The following is a 16,934-nucleotide window of genomic DNA, read 5'->3' as shown; positions in this document are numbered from 1 at the left end:
TCGGGCAGTGATGGGACTTGGTCTCATCAACCGTATCGCAGTGACGAGACCAAGTCCCGTAGACTGCTCCCATGGCTCGCTGGCAACCCGACGCACCAGGACGGCTCGCCGCCGCGGCTCTCGACCTGTTCGAGGAACGCGGCTACGAGAACACGACCGTGATCGAGATCGCGGAGCGCGCGGGCCTCACCAAGAGCACGTTCTTCCGGCACTTCCCGGACAAGCGCGAGGTGCTCTTCGGCGGAAGCGCCCTGACCGGCCTGCTCGTCGACGCGATCGCCGCGGCGCCACCCTCGGCTGGGCCGCTCGAGGCGGTGACGCATGCGCTGGACGTGCTCGGCAGCGAGTTCTTCGCCGGCGACCGGCGCGAGTTCAGCGCCCGGCGTCAAGCGGTGCTGGACGCCAATCCGGAATTGCGGGAACGCGAAGCACGCAAACGGATCGGTCTGGTCGATTCGATGATCGAGGCGCTCGAACGCCGCGGCGTCCCCGGCCGGACCGCGCAGGTGGCCGCGAAACTGGGCGGGCTCGCCTGGGAGATCGCGCACGACGAATGGATCGGGACGAGCGGCGCGGATTTCGCTTCGCTGGTAAGGGAAGTGCTCGCCGAAGTGCGCGAGGTCAGTGCTGCTTGGTGAGGGTGTTCGCGGGTTGAGACCGCGGCGGCCATCCGGATTCCAGGAGCGCGAATACCGACGCCAAAGCGGCAGCGGGATCCGGTGTGGTACCAGTGAGATCCGGGATCTCCAGCACGAACCGTGCCAAAGCCCGGACTGCCGGGTCGTCTGGCGGCAGGTCGCTTTCGTCGGCCAGTGCGGCGGTCAGTTCGGGTTCGCAGGAATGCCATAGGCGGCGCGCGTACTCGCGTAAGGCGGGCGTCTGCACGATCAGGTCCCGTTTTGGCGCGTGCTCCGGCGGGATGTCCGTCGAGTACGGGCCGCGGGAGGCGAAGAATTTGTGCAGGGCCGTGAGAACCGGTTCGTCGGGCGCGCGATCGCGGATCGCGGCGACGATTCCGGCTCGGCGTTCCGAGCCGTCGTCGAAGATCAGGGCGTCTTTGCCGTCCGGGACGTGCGCGAACAGGGTCGCGACGGAGATGTCGGCCTCTTCGGCGATCTGCGCGACGGTCACCCCGTCGTAGCCGTGCTTCAGGAACAGCCGCAGTGCGACCTCGTCCAGCCTTCGGCGGGTTTCGAGTTTGCGGCGTTCGCGTCGTCCTGTGTTGACCACCACCCCAGGGTACCCCAAAGCTGAAATGAGTCTAAAGTTGAAATCACTTCAGTTTTAGGAGGGTGTCATGACGGTGCTGGTGACCGGGGGAAACGCGGGGATCGGCTACTTCGTCGCGGAGCAGTTAGCCGAGGCGGGGGTGGAGGTGGTCCTCGGCAGCCGGGACGCGGCCAAGGCGGAGATCGCGCTGCGGGTCCTGCGCGAGCGGGTCCCGGGGGTGCGCGCGTCGTGGGCGCGGCTGGACCTTGCCGACCTGGCGTCGGTGAAGGGGATCGAGGTCGGGGAACTCGACGCGGTCGTGCTGAACGCGGGGGTGTATCTCGATGGACCGGAGCGGCGCGAGACCAAGGATGGCCACGAGATGACGTTCGGGGTCAACCATCTCGGGCATTTCGCGCTGACCGCGGCGCTTCAGGACCGGTTGAAGCCTGGGGCGAGGATCGTGACCATGGGCAGTTTCGCGGCGAAATCAGCGAAGCTCGATTTCGACGATCTCCAGAGCAAGCGGGATTACCAGCCGAAAACCGCGTACGAGCGGTCGAAGCTCGCGCAAACGCTCTTCGCGTTGGAGCTGGATCGGCGGCTGCGGGCGTCCGGCAGCAGCTGGCTGAGTGTGGTCGCGCATCCGGGCGGGGCATTGGACAGCCTGACTCCGGACCGGCCGCCGCTGCATGTGCGGAGCAGGAAGCTGAGTCTCGCGCGCATTGCCTTGCAGGGCAAGGACGGCGGCGCGCGGCCAGCGGTGCGGGCGGCGGCCGGTCCGGATGTCCACAGTGGTCAGATCTGGGGTCCGCGGGTGTTCGGGCTCAAGGGAAAGCCCCGGCCGGAGCCGGTGCGCGGGCCGTACGCGGGCCCTGAAGCCGCCGCCCGGGTGTGGGCGGCGAGCGTGGAGCTGACCGGGGTCGAGCCGGTGTTCAGCTGACGTCGATCAGCACCTTCCCGGTGACGCCCTTCTCCGACGCCTCGTGCGCGCGTGCGGTTTCCGCCAGCGGGAACCGGTGGACGGGGAGCCCGTGATCCGGGCCGAGCCGGAGCCCGCCGTCGCGCAGGGCGGCGTTAAGGTCTTCCGCGCCGGCGCGCAGCCGGTCCCATCCGACGGTGTAGAGCACCAGGAACTGGTAGCGGCTGTTGAGGAAGACGTTCTGTCCAAAATCGACAGTCACGGTCCCGGTGCCGCGGTCGTCTCCGTAGGCCGCGACCACCCCGCGCGGGCGGAGAACCGCGGCGTGCAGGGGAGCGTTCACGCCGACGGCGACCTCCACGATGACGTCGACCCCGTCCGGCGCGATTTCCCGGATCGCGGCTGCGACGTCTCCTTCGGTGTACCGCACGACATGCTGCGCACCGGCGGCGCGCGCGAGCGCTGCTTTGTCCTCTGTGCTGACCGTGGCGATCACGGTCGCTCCGGCCCAGCGCGCCAGCTGGATCGCGGCGTTGCCGACCGCACCCGCGCCGCCGCTGACGAGAATCGTCTTGCCCGCCAACGCATTCGGGGCGAGCCGCTGCGGTCCGTCCTCCGCGACGGTGAGCGCGCGGTGCGCGGTGAGCGCCGGGATGGCGAAGGCGGCGCCCTCGTCGAACCCGGACTCGTCGGGGAGCGGGACGAGCCGGTCCGCCGGAAGCACGGTGTACTCCTGCGCGGTCCCGGACGTCGGCGAGTGCGCGGCGGCCAGCAGCAGCCACACCCGGTCGCCCACGGAGAATCCGTCCACCCCGGCGCCGACCGCGTCCACGACGCCCGCCCCGTCCTGGTTTGGCACGGACAACTCGGCCTCGACGCCGAAGCGGGAGCCGGAACGCGCCTTCCAGTCGGTCGGATTCACCGCGGACACGACGATCCGCACGCGCACCTCGCCCGGCCCCGGCTCGGGCACGGCGAGTTCGGACAACGTCAGCACTTCCGGGCCGCCGAACTGGCGGTAGGTCACAGCTTTCACCCTCGATGCAATGCCCCGGCCGGCGCGGCTATTCCCGCCGGGCGACCCGCTGCAGCTTCGCGGGAGCGGATCAGCGCCCGGCGAGCCGCGCGATCACCGGGGCGAAGTCCTGGATGAACGCGCCGTTCACGCTGTAGTACGACACCCCGAGCTCCTCCCGCCGACGCTGCAGCTCGTCGGCCATCGCGGCCGGTCCGCCGCGCAGGAGGGTGAGGGAGTCGTGCTCGACGAGGGTTTCGTGGTCGTGCCCGATGAAACCGCGGATCCACGGCGGGATCTCTTCGCCGACTCGGTGCAATGCCCCGGCCGGCGCGGCTATTCCCGCCGGGCGACCCGCTGCAGCTTCGCGGGAGCGGATCAGCGCCCGGCGAGCCGCGCGATCACCGGGGCGAAGTCCTGGATGAACGCGCCGTTCACGCTGTAGTACGACACCCCGAGCTCCTCCCGCCGACGCTGCAGCTCGTCGGCCATCGCGGCCGGTCCGCCGCGCAGGAGGGTGAGGGAGTCGTGCTCGACGAGGGTTTCGTGGTCGTGCCCGATGAAACCGCGGATCCACGGCGGGATTTCTTCGCCGACGACGAAAATGTTCATCGCCAGTTCGACGTCCCGGCCGCCCGCCGCCGAGCGGATCTCGGCGGCGTATTCCGCGGTCTCGGCACGGGTCGCGAGGACGCTGCCCGCGAGAGTGACGATGTCTGCCCGTTCCCCGGCCAGCCGCCGGGCTTTCGGTCCGCCCGCGGCGACCATCACCGGCGTGTGCGCGTCGCCGTCGAGGCGGCGCAGGTGCGAGATCGTGTCCGACACCTGGGCCAGCCGCTCCGGGCCGGTGCCGTACGGCAGGCCCAGTTCGGCGGCGGCCTCGCGCATCGGCGGGATCCCGGTGCCGATCCCCATCTCGAACCGGCGCTCGGTGAGCACGCTGAGGCTGTGCGCCTCCCACGCGGCCGCGCGCGGCGTGCGCAGCGGGCTGGCGTAGACGAATGTGCCGACGCGCAGTTCGGTCGTCACCGCCGCGGCGACGGCCAGCGCCGCGGTCGGGGTGGGGAGGCGGAGATTGTCCGGCGACAGCAGGGTCGAATATCCGAGGTCCTCCGCGCGACGGGCTGTTTCGCGCCATTTCGCGCCGCCCTCCTGTGCTGCCGCGACGACCCCGAACCGAAATGTTTTTCCCGCCATGGCACCAGAAAACCACGGCTGCCGCACTCGCGCCAGCAAATGCGGCAGCCGGGTGAGTCAGCCGCGCTGGTACTGCTCCCAGGTCAGCTTCGGGTTGACCGCGGGGCCGTCGTCCTTGCCGTGGTTGGCGAGGCCGTTCTGCCCGAGGTAATAGGTGCCGACCTGGTGCTGCGCGCCCGAGGACAGATCCGGGTCGTTCACCGCGATCGCGTGGATGTGGTAGCCCCAGTCGCCCTGGGACGGCGTGCGCACCCAGGCCGCGAACCCGACTTTCCGGAGATCCTTGGCGAATTCAGTGCGGGTCGCCGAGGACATGTTCGCCACCGAAACGTCGAAAGCGCCGCCGCCGTCGTGCGTTCCGGCCGACGCGCCGACGCCGCCCGGGTTGTACGAACTCTGGGTGAGGCCGACGTCCTTGCCGAACAGCTTCTCGGCCGCCTGGAGCATCGCCTTGGTGCGCGTGTTCAGCGTGACGCCGTGGTAAGTCACGTGGCTGCCCGCGGACACGACGTTCGACACCGTGTACTTGCCGGAGCCGAGTTTCTCCAGCGAGGTCTTGCCGGGCAGGCCGGACGCGTCGATTCCGGTGTAGCCAAGGGATTTCTGGTACTTCGAGTAGGCGTCGATCGTGGTGGTGCCGAAGTAGCCGTCGACGTACTTGGCGTCCAGCAGCCCCTTCGCCTGCAGCGCCTTCTCGACCAGCAGGACGCTGTCGTGCGCGCCCGGGGTCTGCGTGCTGTCGGCGCGCTGCGGGTCGATCTGGGCCGCGAGCAGCACGGCCTCCATGTTCGCCGCCGGCAGCGCCGCGGCTACGCCCGGAACGGCGACGGCGACCGTGGCCGCCGCCGCGGCTCCGGCGGTGAGCACTGCGAGTTTCCTGAGCATCCGTGTCCTCCCGGTCCTGGTCGGTCCGGGCCGAGCATCGCCGAACGGGATACACGGGACGTACAAATGCGGCTCGACCTCACTCCAGCCACTCGGTGACGAACCGGTCGTTCTCGTGGATGTGCACCGCCTCGTACGGTTCGGGACCGAGGGAAACGAACTTGTGCGGGGTGTTCGCCGGAGCGACGAGCACCTCCCCGGCGACCCCTTCGCGCTGCTCCTCGCCGATGGTGAACAACGCGCGCCCGCGCTGGATGACGAAGGTTTCGCGGTAGGGATGCCGGTGCAGCCGCGGTCCGGTGCCGGGCTCGGTGGCGTATTCGCGGATGACGGAGACGCCGGAGCCGACCTCGTGGCCCTCGACGTCCCGGGTGGCAGGTTCTGTCATGTCCGTCGAGGTTAGCCCGGCAGGCACGCGAAGCGCAGGTCTGTGCGGAAACCCCGGACGGAATCTGATTCCCGTACGGACCTCCGCAGGAGTCTGCCGTGCCGCCGGTCGGATGTCTGTCCGGTCGAAACCGGCCAGATCTCTGTCATCCGGTTGACCTCGCCGCCCGCGAGCCGGAAAGGTCGGACAACACGAGGTCTGGGAGGTGCCGTGCGGTACTCAGTCGTGGCAGCGTTGGCGACGGCGGCGGTCGTCGGAGCGGGGACCGTCGCGGCGGCCGCGCCGCAGACGGGCCTGGTCGGTGATCCGGCGGCGTACGTGGATCCGCTCATCGGGACCGGCCGCGGCGGTACCTCCGTCGGCGAGATCAACAACTTTCCCGGGCCCGCGGCGCCGTTCGGGATGATGCAGTTCTCGCCGGACACCGACGGGTCCTACGCCGGCTACCAGTACCACAGCGACAAGATCCGCGGTTTCAGCCTCGACCACGCGTCGGTCGGCTGCAACGCGTTCGGCGACGTCCCGATCCTGCCGGTCACCGGCGACGTCGGGGCGAAACCGTGGGACCGGGTCGAGCGCTTCACCCACGACGGCGAGCAGGCTGAACCCGGCTACTACGCGGTCACCTTCCCCGATTCCGGCGTGCGCACCGAGCTGACCGCGACCACCCGCACGGGGATGGCGGCGTTCACCTTCCCGGCGGGGCAGAACGCGCAGATGCTCGTGAAGGGCGGCGCGAGCCTGGCGGGCAACTCCGCGGCGGGGCTGCGGATCACCGGCGACCGCGAGGTCAGCGGCCAGGCGACGACCGGCCATTTCTGCGGAAAGCCGAACAAGTACACCGTCTACTACGACATCACCTTCGACCGTCCGTTCACCGCGCACGGCACCTGGGACGGCAAAACCGTCCAGCCTGGCGGCGACCAGGTCGACGCGCCGAAAGCCGGGGCGTACCTGACGTTCGGCGACGCCGGCGTGGTCCACGCGAAGGTCTCGATGTCCTATGTGGACGTTCAGGGCGCGAAGAAGAACATGACCCCCGGCTGGGACTTCGCCGCGATGCGCAAGGGCACCAAGGACGCCTGGCGCGACGCACTCGGCCGGATCCGCGTGGCGGGCAAGGACTCCGCGCAGCTCAAGACGTTCTACACCGCGCTCTACCACGGCCTGATGCACCCCAACACGTTCAACGACGCCGACGGCCGCTACCTCGGCTTCGACAACCAGGTCCGCACGCTCCCGGCCGGGCATTCGCAGTATGCCAACTTCTCCGACTGGGATACCTACCGCTCGCTCGCGCCCCTGCACGGCATGCTGTTCCCGAGGGAAGCCAGCGACATGGCGCAGTCGCTGACCAACGACGCGGTCCAGGGCGGCTGGTGGCCGCGCTGGCCGATGGCCAACGGCTACACCGGGCAGATGACCGGCGACAGTTCGGTCGCGCTGCTGTCGAGCCTCTACGCCTTCGGCGCGCGCGACTTCGACGTCAAGACCGCGCTGAAGTACCTGGTCAAGGGCGCGACGTCGGTGGACGAGACGCCCGGCGCGTACCAGGAACGCCGGGGGATCGCGGACTATCTCGCCCGCGGCTACCTGCCCAACAACGACGCCTCCCGCGGCGACCACGCCCGCGTCGGCGCCTCGATCACGCTGGAATGGGCGATCGACGACTTCGCCATCTCGCAGTTCGCGGGCGCGATCGGCGACCGCGGCGTCGCCCGCGACTTCGCGAAACGCGGCCAGAACTGGCAGCACCTGTTCAACCCGGCGACCGGCTACCTGCAGCCGCGCGGCCAGGACGGCCGGTTCCCGGACGGCCCGGCCTACCAGCCGCCCGCGCCCGGCACCTTCGGCCAGGACGGTTTCGACGAGGGCAACGCCGCGCAGTACACCTGGCTCGTGCCGCAGGACACGGCCGGGCTGGTGACCGCGATGGGCGGTCCGGCGGCGGTGTCCGCTCGGCTCGACACGTTCTTCCAGAAGCTCAACGTCGGCCCGAACGAGCCGTACATGTGGGCGGGCAACGAGCCCGACTTCGGCGTTCCCTGGATGTACAACCACGTCGGCCAGCCGTGGAAGACCCAAGAGGTGGTGCGCCGGATCGCGACCACGCTCTTCAGCGCGACGCCGGACGGAGAGCCCGGAAACGACGACCTCGGCGCGCAATCGTCCTGGTACGTCTGGGCCGCGCTGGGCCTGTACCCGTCGACTCCGGGCACGCCGGACCTCACCGTGCACAGCCCGCTGTTCGAGCGCGCGGTGCTGACCCTGCCCGGCGGCCGCACGCTGGACATCCGCGCGCCGGGAGCCTCGACGACCACGCAGTACGTCCACGGCCTCGCGCTGAACGGGCACCGGTGGGACCGGACGTCGCTGCCGCAAGATCTCGCGCGCAACGGCGGTCGGCTCGACTTCGCGCTGTCCGCGCAGCCGGACCGGAACTGGGCGGCGAACACGCAACCACCGTCCTATCGGGACAACGAGGAACCGTTCGTCGGCTCGGTCGCCAACCAGGTGACCCTCGAACCGGGCGGCTCCGGCACGGTCGCGGTGAACGGCCAGCGGCTCGGCGGGCACCTGCGCTCGCTCAACCTCTCGACGTCGGCACCCGCCGGGATCACCGTGTCCGGACCGCGTTCGGTGTGGCTCGACAACCACACCGGCGGCGGGAAAACGGACCTGACCGTGACCGCGGCGGCGGGCACTCCCGCGGGTTACTACGAAGTGCCGGTGACATTGCGCGGAGCCGGACATGCCGTTTCTTCCTCGGTAATTGTTTTGATCGCGCCGAAGGGAAGCCTCGCCGCGACCTTCGGCAATGCCGGGATTTCCGACGACGGCGACGGCGGTTCGGCGAATTTCGACGGTGCCGGAAACAGCTATTCGCGGAAAGCGCTGGCGGACGCCGGTCTCGCTCCGGGTTCGACCGGACACGCGGCGGGCACGACGTTCGTCTGGCCCGCCGCCCCGTCCGGCCGTCCGGACAACGCGGTGCCGTCCGGGCAGAAGCTCGATCTAGGTGGAACTTCAGCCGCCCGCCTGCTTTTCGTCGGTTCGGCGACGAACGGAGACCATCGCGGGAGCGCGACGGTCGCGTTCACCGACGGCACGACGACGGCCGCCGATCTTTCGTTCGGTGACTGGGTGTTGCCGGGCGGAAAAACCGAACCAGTGTTCGGCAATACGCTCGTGGCCCGCACCGCGTACCGGAATCAGCCCGGCGGCCAGGGAATCGGCGCCTCGGTCTACGCGACGTCGCCGCTGGAAATCCCGGCGGGCAAGAAGATCGCGACGGTGACGCTCCCGTCCGATCCGGACCTCCACGTATTCGCCCTCGGCCTCGGCTGAGTTTGTCAAGCGGGATTCCCAGGGTGTGATCTGTTCGGGGGTTCCGGAATTTCTCGGCCCCCTTCGTCGTAAGTCACTGGCGTGCTCACGACGAAGGGGAGTGGCGTGAACGAAACACGCGAAGCGCCGAAAGCCGGGAGCCAGCTGAAGCTGGTGCTCGTGCTGGGCGTTCTGGTGGCACTGGGGCCGCTGTCCATCGACATGTATCTGCCGGCTCTGCCGGACATCACCCGCGAACTGTTGACGACGGAGTCGACGATCCAGCTGACCCTCACCGGAACGGTGCTGGGGCTCGGCCTGGGCCAGCTGATCGCCGGCCCGCTCTCGGACGCGATGGGGCGGCGGATCCCGCTCGTCGCGGGAAGCGCGATCCACGTGCTCGCGTCGCTGCTGTGCCTGGTCGCGCCGACGGTCGAGCTGCTGAGCGCGGCGCGCGTGCTGCAGGGGCTGGGCGCCTCGGCGGGCGCGGTGCTGGCGCTGGCCGTGGTGCGCGACCTCTACACCGATCGCGCCGCGGCGAAACTGCTGTCCAAGCTCATCCTGGTGATGGGCGTGTCCCCGGTGCTGGCCCCGACGCTCGGCAGCGCGCTGCTGGCGTGGACGCACTGGCGCGGGGTGTTCGTGGCGCTCGCCGCGATCGGGCTGGCGAGCGGCGTCGCGGCGGCGCTGGCGCTGCCGGAGACCCTGCCGCCCGCGCGGCGGCAGCCGTTCAAGGTCCGCGCGACCATGCGGTCCTACCGGACGCTGTTCACCGACCGCTCGTTCGTCGGGCTGGTGCTGGTGGCCGGGTTCGCGATGGCCGGGCTGTTCGCGTTCGTCAGCGGCGGGTCGTTCGTGTTCCAGCAGCAGTACGGGCTCGACCAGCAGCAGTTCGGCCTGATGTTCGGAGCGAGCGCGGTGTGGCTGATCGCCGCGACGCAGGTCAACGCCCGGCTGATGAACCGGTTCGAACCGCACCAGGTGCTGCTTTTCGCGAGCGTCGCGGCGGCGGCCTCGGCCGCGGTGCTGCTGGCGACCGCGCTGACCGGCTTCGGCGGCATGTTCGGCGTTGCGGTGCCGGTGTGGGTGGTGCTGTTCTTCGCCGGGTTGATCCTGCCGAACGCGCCGGCGGTCGCGCTCGACGCGCACGGCGACAACGCCGGGACCGCGGCGTCGCTGCTGGGCGCGGTGCAGTTCGGCGTCGGCGCGGCGGTGTCGCCGGTGGTCGGCCTGCTGGGCAACAACGCGGTCGCGATGGCCACGGTGATGTTCGGCGGACTGGTGGTGTCCGGCCTGGTGCTGTGGCTGGTCGCGCGGCCGTGGCAGGGCCGGGCGGCCGAGCCGGAGGTGCTGGCCGACACCCGGGTCCCGGTGGCCGTCGACTGAGATCGCTCGTGGGTGGCGGTGCCGGTTCGACCCGGCATCGCCGCTCACATGCTGCGGAGCACCGAGACGACCACCCCGAGCACCGTGGCCCGGTCGCCGTCGATCACGTCGTAGGCCGGGTTGCGGGGCTCGAGGTAGACGTGCCCGTCGCGGCGGCGGTAGACCTTGACCGTCGCCTCCTCGTCGATCATCGCGGCGACGATCTGGCCCGAATGCGCCTCGGGCTGCTGCTTGACCACGACGATGTCGCCGTCGCAGATCGCCGCGTCGACCATCGAATCGCCGCGCACGCGCAGCCCGAAGACGGTGCCGCGGCCGGTGAGCCCGCGCGGCAGCTGCATGACGTCGTCCACGTGCTCCTGCGCGGAGATCGGCGTGCCCGCCGCGATGTCACCGACGACCGGGACCGGCACGGAGTCGCTGCTTTCGCGCGTGGGCAGGTCGCCGAGGAAGGCGCGCACGTCGATCGGGCGGGAGACGTTGGGGCTGCGCCGCAGGAACCCCTTGTCCTCCAGTGCGGCGAGATGCTTCGACACCGAGGACGTCGACCGCAGCCCGACCGCTTCGCCGATCTCGCGCGTGCTCGGCGAGTATCCGTGCCTGCCCACCCAGTCCCGGATGGTGGCGAGGATGCGCTGCTGCCGCTCGGGCAGGGCCGAAGCGTCCAGGTCGTCGAAGACGTCGTCGTAGGCGGTCACGGGCCGATCGTAGACGGCGGGCGGGCCGGTCGCCGGGGCCGGGGCGGTTGTTCCACTGTGGACGGTGGATGCGCTTGGTAGGGTGTTCCCTCCGGAGGGTGACGGAGGGGACCGGGGATGACTCAGCCGGCAGTACGGCCGAAGGTGACGGGGATCGGCATCGCGGTGGCGGTGGTCCTCGCACTGCTGGAGATCTATGCGGCACGCGGGGGATTGTGGTCGATCTTCCATCTCGCGAGCGGCGGAAAATACGCCGGTGTCGCCACTTACGCGTCGGGGCTGTACGGCTTGCTGGCGATTGTGGTGCTGGTCGGCGTGGGGATGATTTTCGCGCGTCGGCAAGCGGTCGGGCGGAGGTTGCTTTGGGCCGCGCCGGTGCAGCTGCTGTGCGCGCTCGTCTCGCTCGTGGATGTCCATTCCTGGGGCGCGAGCGTCGCGTTCGGCGTGATCACGATCCTGGCGGTGGTGCTGTGGCTGCCCGCGGTGTCCGCGAAGACGCCTCCGCCCATGGGATACGGAATGCCTTACGGGGCACCGGTTCCGGGGATGCCGCAGTATCCGATGGGACAGCAGTATCCGCAGCAGTACGGCGCTCCGGGAATGCCGCAGCAGTACCCGCAGCAGCCGCAGTATCCCCAGCAGCCGTATCCGCAGCAGCCGATGCCGGGGCAATGGCCCGCCTCCGGCCCGCCGCAGCAGAATTGGCCGGGCCAGTGATCACTGCCCGGCGAAGTGCCGCTGCTCGTCCGTGACCTCGGTGAGCACTCGCTTGAACTCGGCGTACTCGGCCTGGCCGAGGCGCTGGGCGTGCCGGTCCTCGATCCCGGCGAGGATGCGGGTCGAGGCCTCGATCATGGCTTCTCCGCGTTCGGTCGGGCAGACGAGTTTCGCCCGCCGGTCGGCCGGGTCGGGGCGGCGTTCGACGTAGCCGAGCGTCGCGAGTTCGTCGACCATCGTGCCGATGACCTGCTTGCGCCGTCCGGAGCGGCGGGACAGTTCGGTCGCGCGGGCGCCGTCCGGGCCGAGGTAGGCGAGCACCGCGCCGTGCCGGGGGCTCAGGTCGGCGAAACCCTCGGCGGCCAGCGCGGTGAACAGTTCCCGCTGCACCGCGAACAGCAACCGCCCGGCGAGCATGCCGAGGTCGGGGTGTGCGGGCATTCGGGGGTCGGGCACGGCGGAGATCGTAGCGCGGGGTCAGGACCGCCGGGGGAGGACGCAGAATTCGTTGTCTTCGGGGTCTTTCAACACGATCCAGTGGTCGTTCTCCGGATCTTCCACGACTTTCGCGCCAAGGGTGACCAGGCGGGCCACTTCGTCGCGCTGTTCCACGGTGTCCGGCGCGATGTCCAGGTGCAGCCGGTTCTTGACGGTCTTCCCCTCCGGCACCGGCTGGAACAGCAGCGACGGCCGATCCGGCGCTTTCAGTTCGACGTAGGCGAGTCCGTGGCTGTCCGGCCACCGCTCGGCAGGCGGGTAGCCCAGCGCTTCCCGCCAGAATTCGGCGAGCGCGTCGGCGTCTCGGCAGTCGACGGTGACGGCGATCAGGTGGCTGCTCATGATCGGGGAATTACCCGCGATCGGCCGCGGTTATGCCCGGGATCTTGTTTGTCCACAGTGGACGGTCAATGCGGGTGGGCGAGCAGCGTGCCGAGATCCGGTCCGGCGGCAGGCCGGCCGAGCAGGGTGAGGCAGTGCCAGAGCGTCACCTGTGTCGCGGTCAGCACGGGTTTGCCCGCCCGGTTTTCGAGCTCGGCGAGCAGCGGCGCGGTGTGCAGGGCGGTCTCCGGGAGCAGGACGGCCTGGGCGTCCGGCGAGGCCGCGGAATCGACCAGTTCGCGGATGCGGCCGCTGTCCCACGCCGCCAGATCGCGGTCCGAACCGGCATCGGCCGACACGGCGTGCACAGTCGCGATGTCTTCCTCGGCAAGGAACGCCGAGAACGCGTCGGTGATGTCCGGCGCGTACACCGAGGCGAGCGAGATCCGCTTGAGTCCGAGCCGGTGCGCGGCGGCGAGGAACGCCAGCGACGTGCTGCTCGCCGGGACGCCCAGCGCGTCCGTCAGGGCACCGGTCTGCGTCTTGGCCACGGCGACGCCGTCGAGGAAACTGCAGCTCGCGCACGCCCAGCTGACCACGCGCGGGGACGTCGTGAACTTCGCCGCCGTCTGGACCAGCCGGTCCGGCTCGCTCAGCTCGCGCACGGCGGTCTGGACGTTCTCCCGCTCGACCACGCGCCGCGCCCAGGGCACGTAGGCGAACTCCACGCCGGGCCGGGCGTCCAGGCATCCGGCGAGGGCGGTGAAGTCGTCCTCGGCGCAATCGCGAGTGGGATACAGCAGACCGATCATCTCGGGCAGTGTCGCACTCGTTCGCCCGGACGGCAGAACTTCAGGAGCCGGGACCGGAGTAGATCTCGTCGGCGGAGGGGGCCTTGGCCGGGTGGGGGTCGCCCAGGTCGAGGTCCAGCGCCCCGTCCCGCGGGGACTCGTACCGCATCAGGGAGTAGGTCGTCCCGAAGCGCCCGAGGTAGATCGCCTTGCTGCCGTTCCGGTAACGCACCGCCGGAGTGCCCTCCAGCTCGACGGGTTCGCCCGCGGAGTAACCGGGCTGGCCGAGCTCGTCGGCGGCGGAGTCGAGGAAGGAGTCGCAGTCCAGGAGGTCCTTCAACTTCGCGCCGCGGCCGTGGAGCAGGGGAGCGTCCGCCGGCAGCCACTTGCCGTCCATCGTCGACATGGCTCGGGCGGACGGTCCGGTGATCTTGGCCAGCGCGCCGGTGACTTTGATCCACACCTTGTCGCCGACGCGCACCAGCGACAGCGGCGCGCCGTCCTTCTCGATCGAACCGCTCGCACTGTCGTGGTTGAGCTGCAGGTCGACGGTGAGGCCGTCGGCGCTCGTGCCTTTGAGGTGGACCGCCCTGGCCATGCCCAGTTCGTTCGCGACGGTATCCCCGACCGTCGCGGCATCGGGCGGCGCGTCGAATGGTTTGACCGGCGAACTCGCCGCCGCGCTGACCAGCGGCAGGGCGGGATTCCCTCCGGCGCCGGAGCAGGCGGCGCACACGAGCGCGGCCGCAATGGCACCGCAGCGCAGGAGGAGACGGTTTGGGACCGGGCGAGTCATGCGGTTTCCGTTCGGGACAGGCCCGGGACACCCCCGGGCGCATCCGGTTATCGCCCGGTCCGGCGGTTCGTTACGGCTGTGGTCCACAGTGGACGCGAGGCTGTCTGGTCAGGAACCGGGACCGGAGTCGAGCGACACCCACTTGTCGTTCACCATCGCGGCGGCCTTGGCGGGCAGTCCGGCCTTCTTGGTGAGCGACTTGCTGAACCGCATCCAGATCTTGTCGCCGACGCTGTCCTTGTTGAGCTGCAGGTCGATCTTGATGTCGCCGCCGCTGTTGGCCGTGCCCTTGACGTGGACCGCGGTCGATTTCTTCATCGCCGCCTTGATGGCCGCGGGGTCGAGCGGGTCGGCGGTCCGTTACGGCTTATCTCGGCCCAAAGCGGATTCGTGAGGCTGCGGTCCACAGTGGACGCAAGGCCTCGCGCTCCCGAACGGCGCGGGAACGCGAGGCCGTCCGGTCAGGAGCCGGGGCCGGAGTAGATTTCGGCAGCGGGCGGGGCCTGGGCCGGGACGGGCTGGTCCCAGCCGCTGAATTCCATCGTGCCTTCCGAGGGGGACTCGAGCCGCAGCAGGCGGTGGGAGCCCTCGGCTTCGAGGAAGATCGTCCGGCTGCCGTTCTTGTAGCGCAGCGCCGGGGTTCCGGCCACGTCGGCGGGTTCGGCCGCGGAGTAGCCGGGCTTGTCGACGTCGTCGGCCATGGAGCCGATGAAGACGTCGAAGTCCATGAACAGCTTGAACACCTCGCCCATGCCCTGGGCGAGCGGGGAGTCGAGCGACACCCACTTGTCGTTCACCATCGCCGCGGCCTCGGCGGGCATCCCGGTCTCCTTGACCAGCGACTTGCTGAACCGCATCCAGACCTTCTCGCCGACGCGCAGCACCGGCACCTCGACGCCGTCCTTCTCGATCGTGCCGCTCACGCTGTCCTTGTTGAACTGCATGTCGACCTTCATCTTGCCGTCTTCGCTCTTCGTGCCCTTGACGTGGACCGCGGTCGACTTCTTCATCGCGGCCTTGACGGTCGCGCCGACGGTGGCGGCGTCGGGCGCGGCGGCGGACGGCGAGGCGGGCGCGGCGGGCGAACTCGCGGCGGCGCCGGCGGCGGGCGGCGGGGCGGCGTTCCCGTCGGAGCCGGAGCCGGAGCAGGCGGTGCAAGCGAGCGCGGCGGCGGCCGCTACGGCACCCCAGCGCAGGAGGAGACGGTTCGAGACCGGGCGAATCATGCGGTTTCCGTTCGGGACAGGCCCAGGACGCCCCCGGGCACATCCGGCTATTCGCCCGGCTCAGGCTTTCGTTACCGCTTGTCCGGTTTCGTCACATATCTGTGACTCACGGTCTGGTCCACAGTGGACGAACCAGGCTCAGCTGGCGGCGCGAGTGGCGGCGAAACCGGGATGCGGCAGCCGCTGCGGGCGGCCGTCCGGGTGGTACTCGAAATGCCACCATTCGTTGTCGTACACGCGATACAGGCCGAACCGTCCGCCGTGGACTTCGAGCCACTGCGCGCCCTCGTAAGGCCGCACGTCGAGCGCGACGCCCCGCACGTGCTGCGATTGCGCGGGCGGGAGCGTGAGGTGCAGGGCGAGTTCGTGCGAACCGGCGCGCTGGACTTCGGCGTGGAACAGGTCGGCCTGCGTCGCCGCGTCCCGGTGACCGGAAGTCAGGCCGAGCAGGATTCCGTGCCGCCACAACGCTTCGGTGCGCGCCGCGGTGAACGCGGCGTGCGTGCCGGGGGTGAGCCCGGCGAGGTTTTCGGCCGGATAGCGGGCCCCCAGTGCCCACTGGCACGCGACGTGCCGTGCCCGGCCCCGCGCGACCACCCACGCGACCGGCACGAAAAGCACCGCGAGCACGTGGGCGACCACTCGGTAGATTCCGGTCACTGCAACGCCTTCACGACCGCGGCGGCGGCCTGCGCGATCAGCTTGTCGTCGGTCTTCGCGTCCTTCTGCGGGCGATCGGACAGCACAGTGAGCACGATCGGCGCGCGGTGCGGCGGCCAGAGCACGGCGATGTCGTTGCGCGTGCCGTAATCGGCGGACCCGGTCTTGTCCGCGACCTGCCAGTCCGCGGGCACGCCGGCGCGGATCACGTGCGCGCCGGTGGTGTTGGCGCGCATGATCTTGGTCAGCACGGCCTGTTTGTCCGCCGGGAGTCCCGAGTCGAGCGCGACGGCGCGCAGGTCCTTGGCCCAGACTCGCGGGGTGGTCGTGTCCCGGACGTCACCAGGGCTCGTCTCGTTGAGAGCGGGCTCGATGCGGTCCACGTGGGTGACCGTATCCCCCAGCCGGCGCAGCTCCGCAGCCAGCCCGGCGGGACCCCCGATTTCGCGGAACATGAGGTTATCCGCCGTGTTGTCGCTGTAACGCAGCGCAGCGTCGAGAACGCTCTGTAACGACATTTGCTCCCCGATGTGCTTCTCCGTAATCGGGGAATTGGGCACGAGATCGCTTTGCCGAATCGTGACCGTGCGGGTCAGATCATCCCCGCGGTGCAGGATGGCTGCCGCGTTGAACACCTTGTGCGTGGAAGCGTAGGCAAACCGGTCGTCCGCGTGATAGGCGACCTCGCGGCCGTCGCCGGTGTCGATCGCGTAGACGCCGAGCCGGGCGCCGAAAGCCTTCTCCAGCGCGGCGAAATCCGGCTGCGCGACCGTCTTGGCCGCCGCCGGCGCGGCGGACTGCGCGGAACTCGCCGGGGCGTCCGGTGGTGCTGGTGTGGCACATGAGGCTAGCGCGACCAATGCGAACGCGGCCAGGGTCAGCCTGCGGAACACGGGGT

General features: G+C 70.0%; 20 protein-coding genes. 5 read left to right on the top strand and 15 right to left on the bottom strand.

The genetic code is table 11. The features are described from left to right. Positions 1-71: 71 nt before the first annotated feature. On the top strand, positions 72-638 hold the full coding sequence (locus DMP23_RS00930; protein WP_134734206.1) for a TetR/AcrR family transcriptional regulator: 567 nt from the start codon (positions 72-74) through the stop codon (positions 636-638). Here DMP23_RS00930 and DMP23_RS00925 read toward each other — a convergent pair. Then, complete coding sequence (locus DMP23_RS00925; RefSeq protein WP_337819834.1) at positions 622-1,230, bottom strand: TetR/AcrR family transcriptional regulator; 609 nt, start codon at positions 1,228-1,230, stop codon at positions 622-624. The two genes, DMP23_RS00930 and DMP23_RS00925, sit on opposite strands and share 17 nt — an antisense overlap. A gap of 67 nt (positions 1,231-1,297) precedes the next feature. On the opposite strand from DMP23_RS00925, the gene DMP23_RS00920 reads away from it, so the two are divergent. Next, positions 1,298-2,152: an SDR family NAD(P)-dependent oxidoreductase gene (locus DMP23_RS00920; protein WP_337819833.1), complete on the top strand. Its 855-nt coding sequence runs from the start codon at positions 1,298-1,300 to the stop codon at positions 2,150-2,152. On the opposite strand, the gene DMP23_RS00915 is transcribed toward DMP23_RS00920, so the two are convergent. The 5 genes from DMP23_RS00915 to DMP23_RS00895 form a co-directional block, all read right to left on the bottom strand. Then, on the bottom strand, positions 2,145-3,167 hold the full coding sequence (locus tag DMP23_RS00915) for an NADPH:quinone reductase (RefSeq protein ID WP_238607148.1): 1,023 nt from the start codon (positions 3,165-3,167) through the stop codon (positions 2,145-2,147). The two genes, DMP23_RS00920 and DMP23_RS00915, sit on opposite strands and share 8 nt — an antisense overlap. A gap of 70 nt (positions 3,168-3,237) precedes the next feature. Continuing rightward, positions 3,238-3,465, bottom strand: coding sequence for a hypothetical protein (locus DMP23_RS00910; protein ID WP_337819832.1), 228 nt, complete (start codon positions 3,463-3,465; stop codon positions 3,238-3,240). Between the two features lie 59 nt (positions 3,466-3,524). Next, a complete protein-coding gene (locus DMP23_RS00905; protein ID WP_337819831.1) occupies positions 3,525-4,343 on the bottom strand; it encodes an LLM class flavin-dependent oxidoreductase in 819 nt (272 codons plus the stop codon). 57 nt (positions 4,344-4,400) lie between these two features. Continuing rightward, a complete protein-coding gene (locus DMP23_RS00900) occupies positions 4,401-5,228 on the bottom strand; it encodes a peptidoglycan-binding domain-containing protein (protein ID WP_337819830.1) in 828 nt (275 codons plus the stop codon). A gap of 79 nt (positions 5,229-5,307) precedes the next feature. After that, positions 5,308-5,616 (bottom strand): cupin domain-containing protein, encoded by a 309-nt coding sequence (locus DMP23_RS00895; protein ID WP_336158962.1) that lies wholly within the window; start codon positions 5,614-5,616, stop codon positions 5,308-5,310. Between the two features lie 210 nt (positions 5,617-5,826). Between DMP23_RS00895 and DMP23_RS00890 the strand changes: the two genes are divergently transcribed. Beyond that, positions 5,827-8,964: a GH92 family glycosyl hydrolase gene (locus DMP23_RS00890; RefSeq protein ID WP_337819829.1), complete on the top strand. Its 3,138-nt coding sequence runs from the start codon at positions 5,827-5,829 to the stop codon at positions 8,962-8,964. 105 nt (positions 8,965-9,069) lie between these two features. Further along, on the top strand, positions 9,070-10,329 hold the full coding sequence (locus DMP23_RS00885; protein ID WP_037819491.1) for a Bcr/CflA family multidrug efflux MFS transporter: 1,260 nt from the start codon (positions 9,070-9,072) through the stop codon (positions 10,327-10,329). Positions 10,330-10,373: 44 nt separating this feature from the next. Here DMP23_RS00885 and lexA read toward each other — a convergent pair whose 3' ends face one another. After that, positions 10,374-11,027, bottom strand: coding sequence for a transcriptional repressor LexA (gene lexA, locus DMP23_RS00880; protein WP_037819493.1), 654 nt, complete (start codon positions 11,025-11,027; stop codon positions 10,374-10,376). Between the two features lie 117 nt (positions 11,028-11,144). On the opposite strand from lexA, the gene DMP23_RS00875 reads away from it, so the two are divergent. Continuing rightward, on the top strand, positions 11,145-11,744 hold the full coding sequence (locus DMP23_RS00875; RefSeq protein ID WP_337819828.1) for a hypothetical protein: 600 nt from the start codon (positions 11,145-11,147) through the stop codon (positions 11,742-11,744). Here the strand turns inward: DMP23_RS00875 and DMP23_RS00870 are convergent, their stop codons facing one another. From DMP23_RS00870 to bla, 8 genes are all read right to left on the bottom strand, one after another. After that, entirely contained in the window at positions 11,745-12,200 is a 456-nt protein-coding gene (locus DMP23_RS00870; protein ID WP_337819827.1) for a MarR family winged helix-turn-helix transcriptional regulator, read from the bottom strand. Positions 12,201-12,221: 21 nt separating this feature from the next. Continuing rightward, a complete protein-coding gene (locus tag DMP23_RS00865) occupies positions 12,222-12,584 on the bottom strand; it encodes a VOC family protein (RefSeq protein WP_238607142.1) in 363 nt (120 codons plus the stop codon). 65 nt (positions 12,585-12,649) lie between these two features. Then, positions 12,650-13,375, bottom strand: coding sequence for a maleate cis-trans isomerase family protein (locus DMP23_RS00860; protein WP_337819826.1), 726 nt, complete (start codon positions 13,373-13,375; stop codon positions 12,650-12,652). 40 nt (positions 13,376-13,415) lie between these two features. After that, the gene (locus DMP23_RS00855) at positions 13,416-14,150 is read right to left on the bottom strand and encodes a hypothetical protein (protein WP_337819825.1); all 735 of its coding nucleotides are present in this window, start codon (positions 14,148-14,150) and stop codon (positions 13,416-13,418) included. 108 nt (positions 14,151-14,258) lie between these two features. After that, entirely contained in the window at positions 14,259-14,468 is a 210-nt protein-coding gene (locus DMP23_RS00850) for a hypothetical protein (RefSeq protein WP_337819824.1), read from the bottom strand. A gap of 143 nt (positions 14,469-14,611) precedes the next feature. Beyond that, the gene (locus DMP23_RS00845; protein WP_337819823.1) at positions 14,612-15,376 is read right to left on the bottom strand and encodes a hypothetical protein; all 765 of its coding nucleotides are present in this window, start codon (positions 15,374-15,376) and stop codon (positions 14,612-14,614) included. Between the two features lie 138 nt (positions 15,377-15,514). Further along, positions 15,515-16,036 carry a D-alanyl-D-alanine carboxypeptidase family protein gene (locus tag DMP23_RS00840; RefSeq protein WP_337819822.1) on the bottom strand — a complete coding sequence of 174 codons (522 nt, stop codon included), beginning with the start codon at positions 16,034-16,036 and terminating at the stop codon, positions 15,515-15,517. Then, positions 16,033-16,929, bottom strand: coding sequence for a class A beta-lactamase (bla, locus tag DMP23_RS00835; protein WP_238607140.1), 897 nt, complete (start codon positions 16,927-16,929; stop codon positions 16,033-16,035). The genes DMP23_RS00840 and bla overlap by 4 nt, the downstream gene beginning before the upstream one ends. Between the last annotated feature and the right edge of the window lie 5 nt (positions 16,930-16,934).

This window comes from Amycolatopsis sp. A1MSW2902 (genome assembly GCF_017312175.1).
Lineage (GTDB): Bacteria > Actinomycetota > Actinomycetes > Mycobacteriales > Pseudonocardiaceae > Amycolatopsis > Amycolatopsis nivea.
The sequence above is the reverse complement of the archived record's forward strand: the minus strand, read 5'-3'. Positions and strand labels throughout refer to the sequence as shown.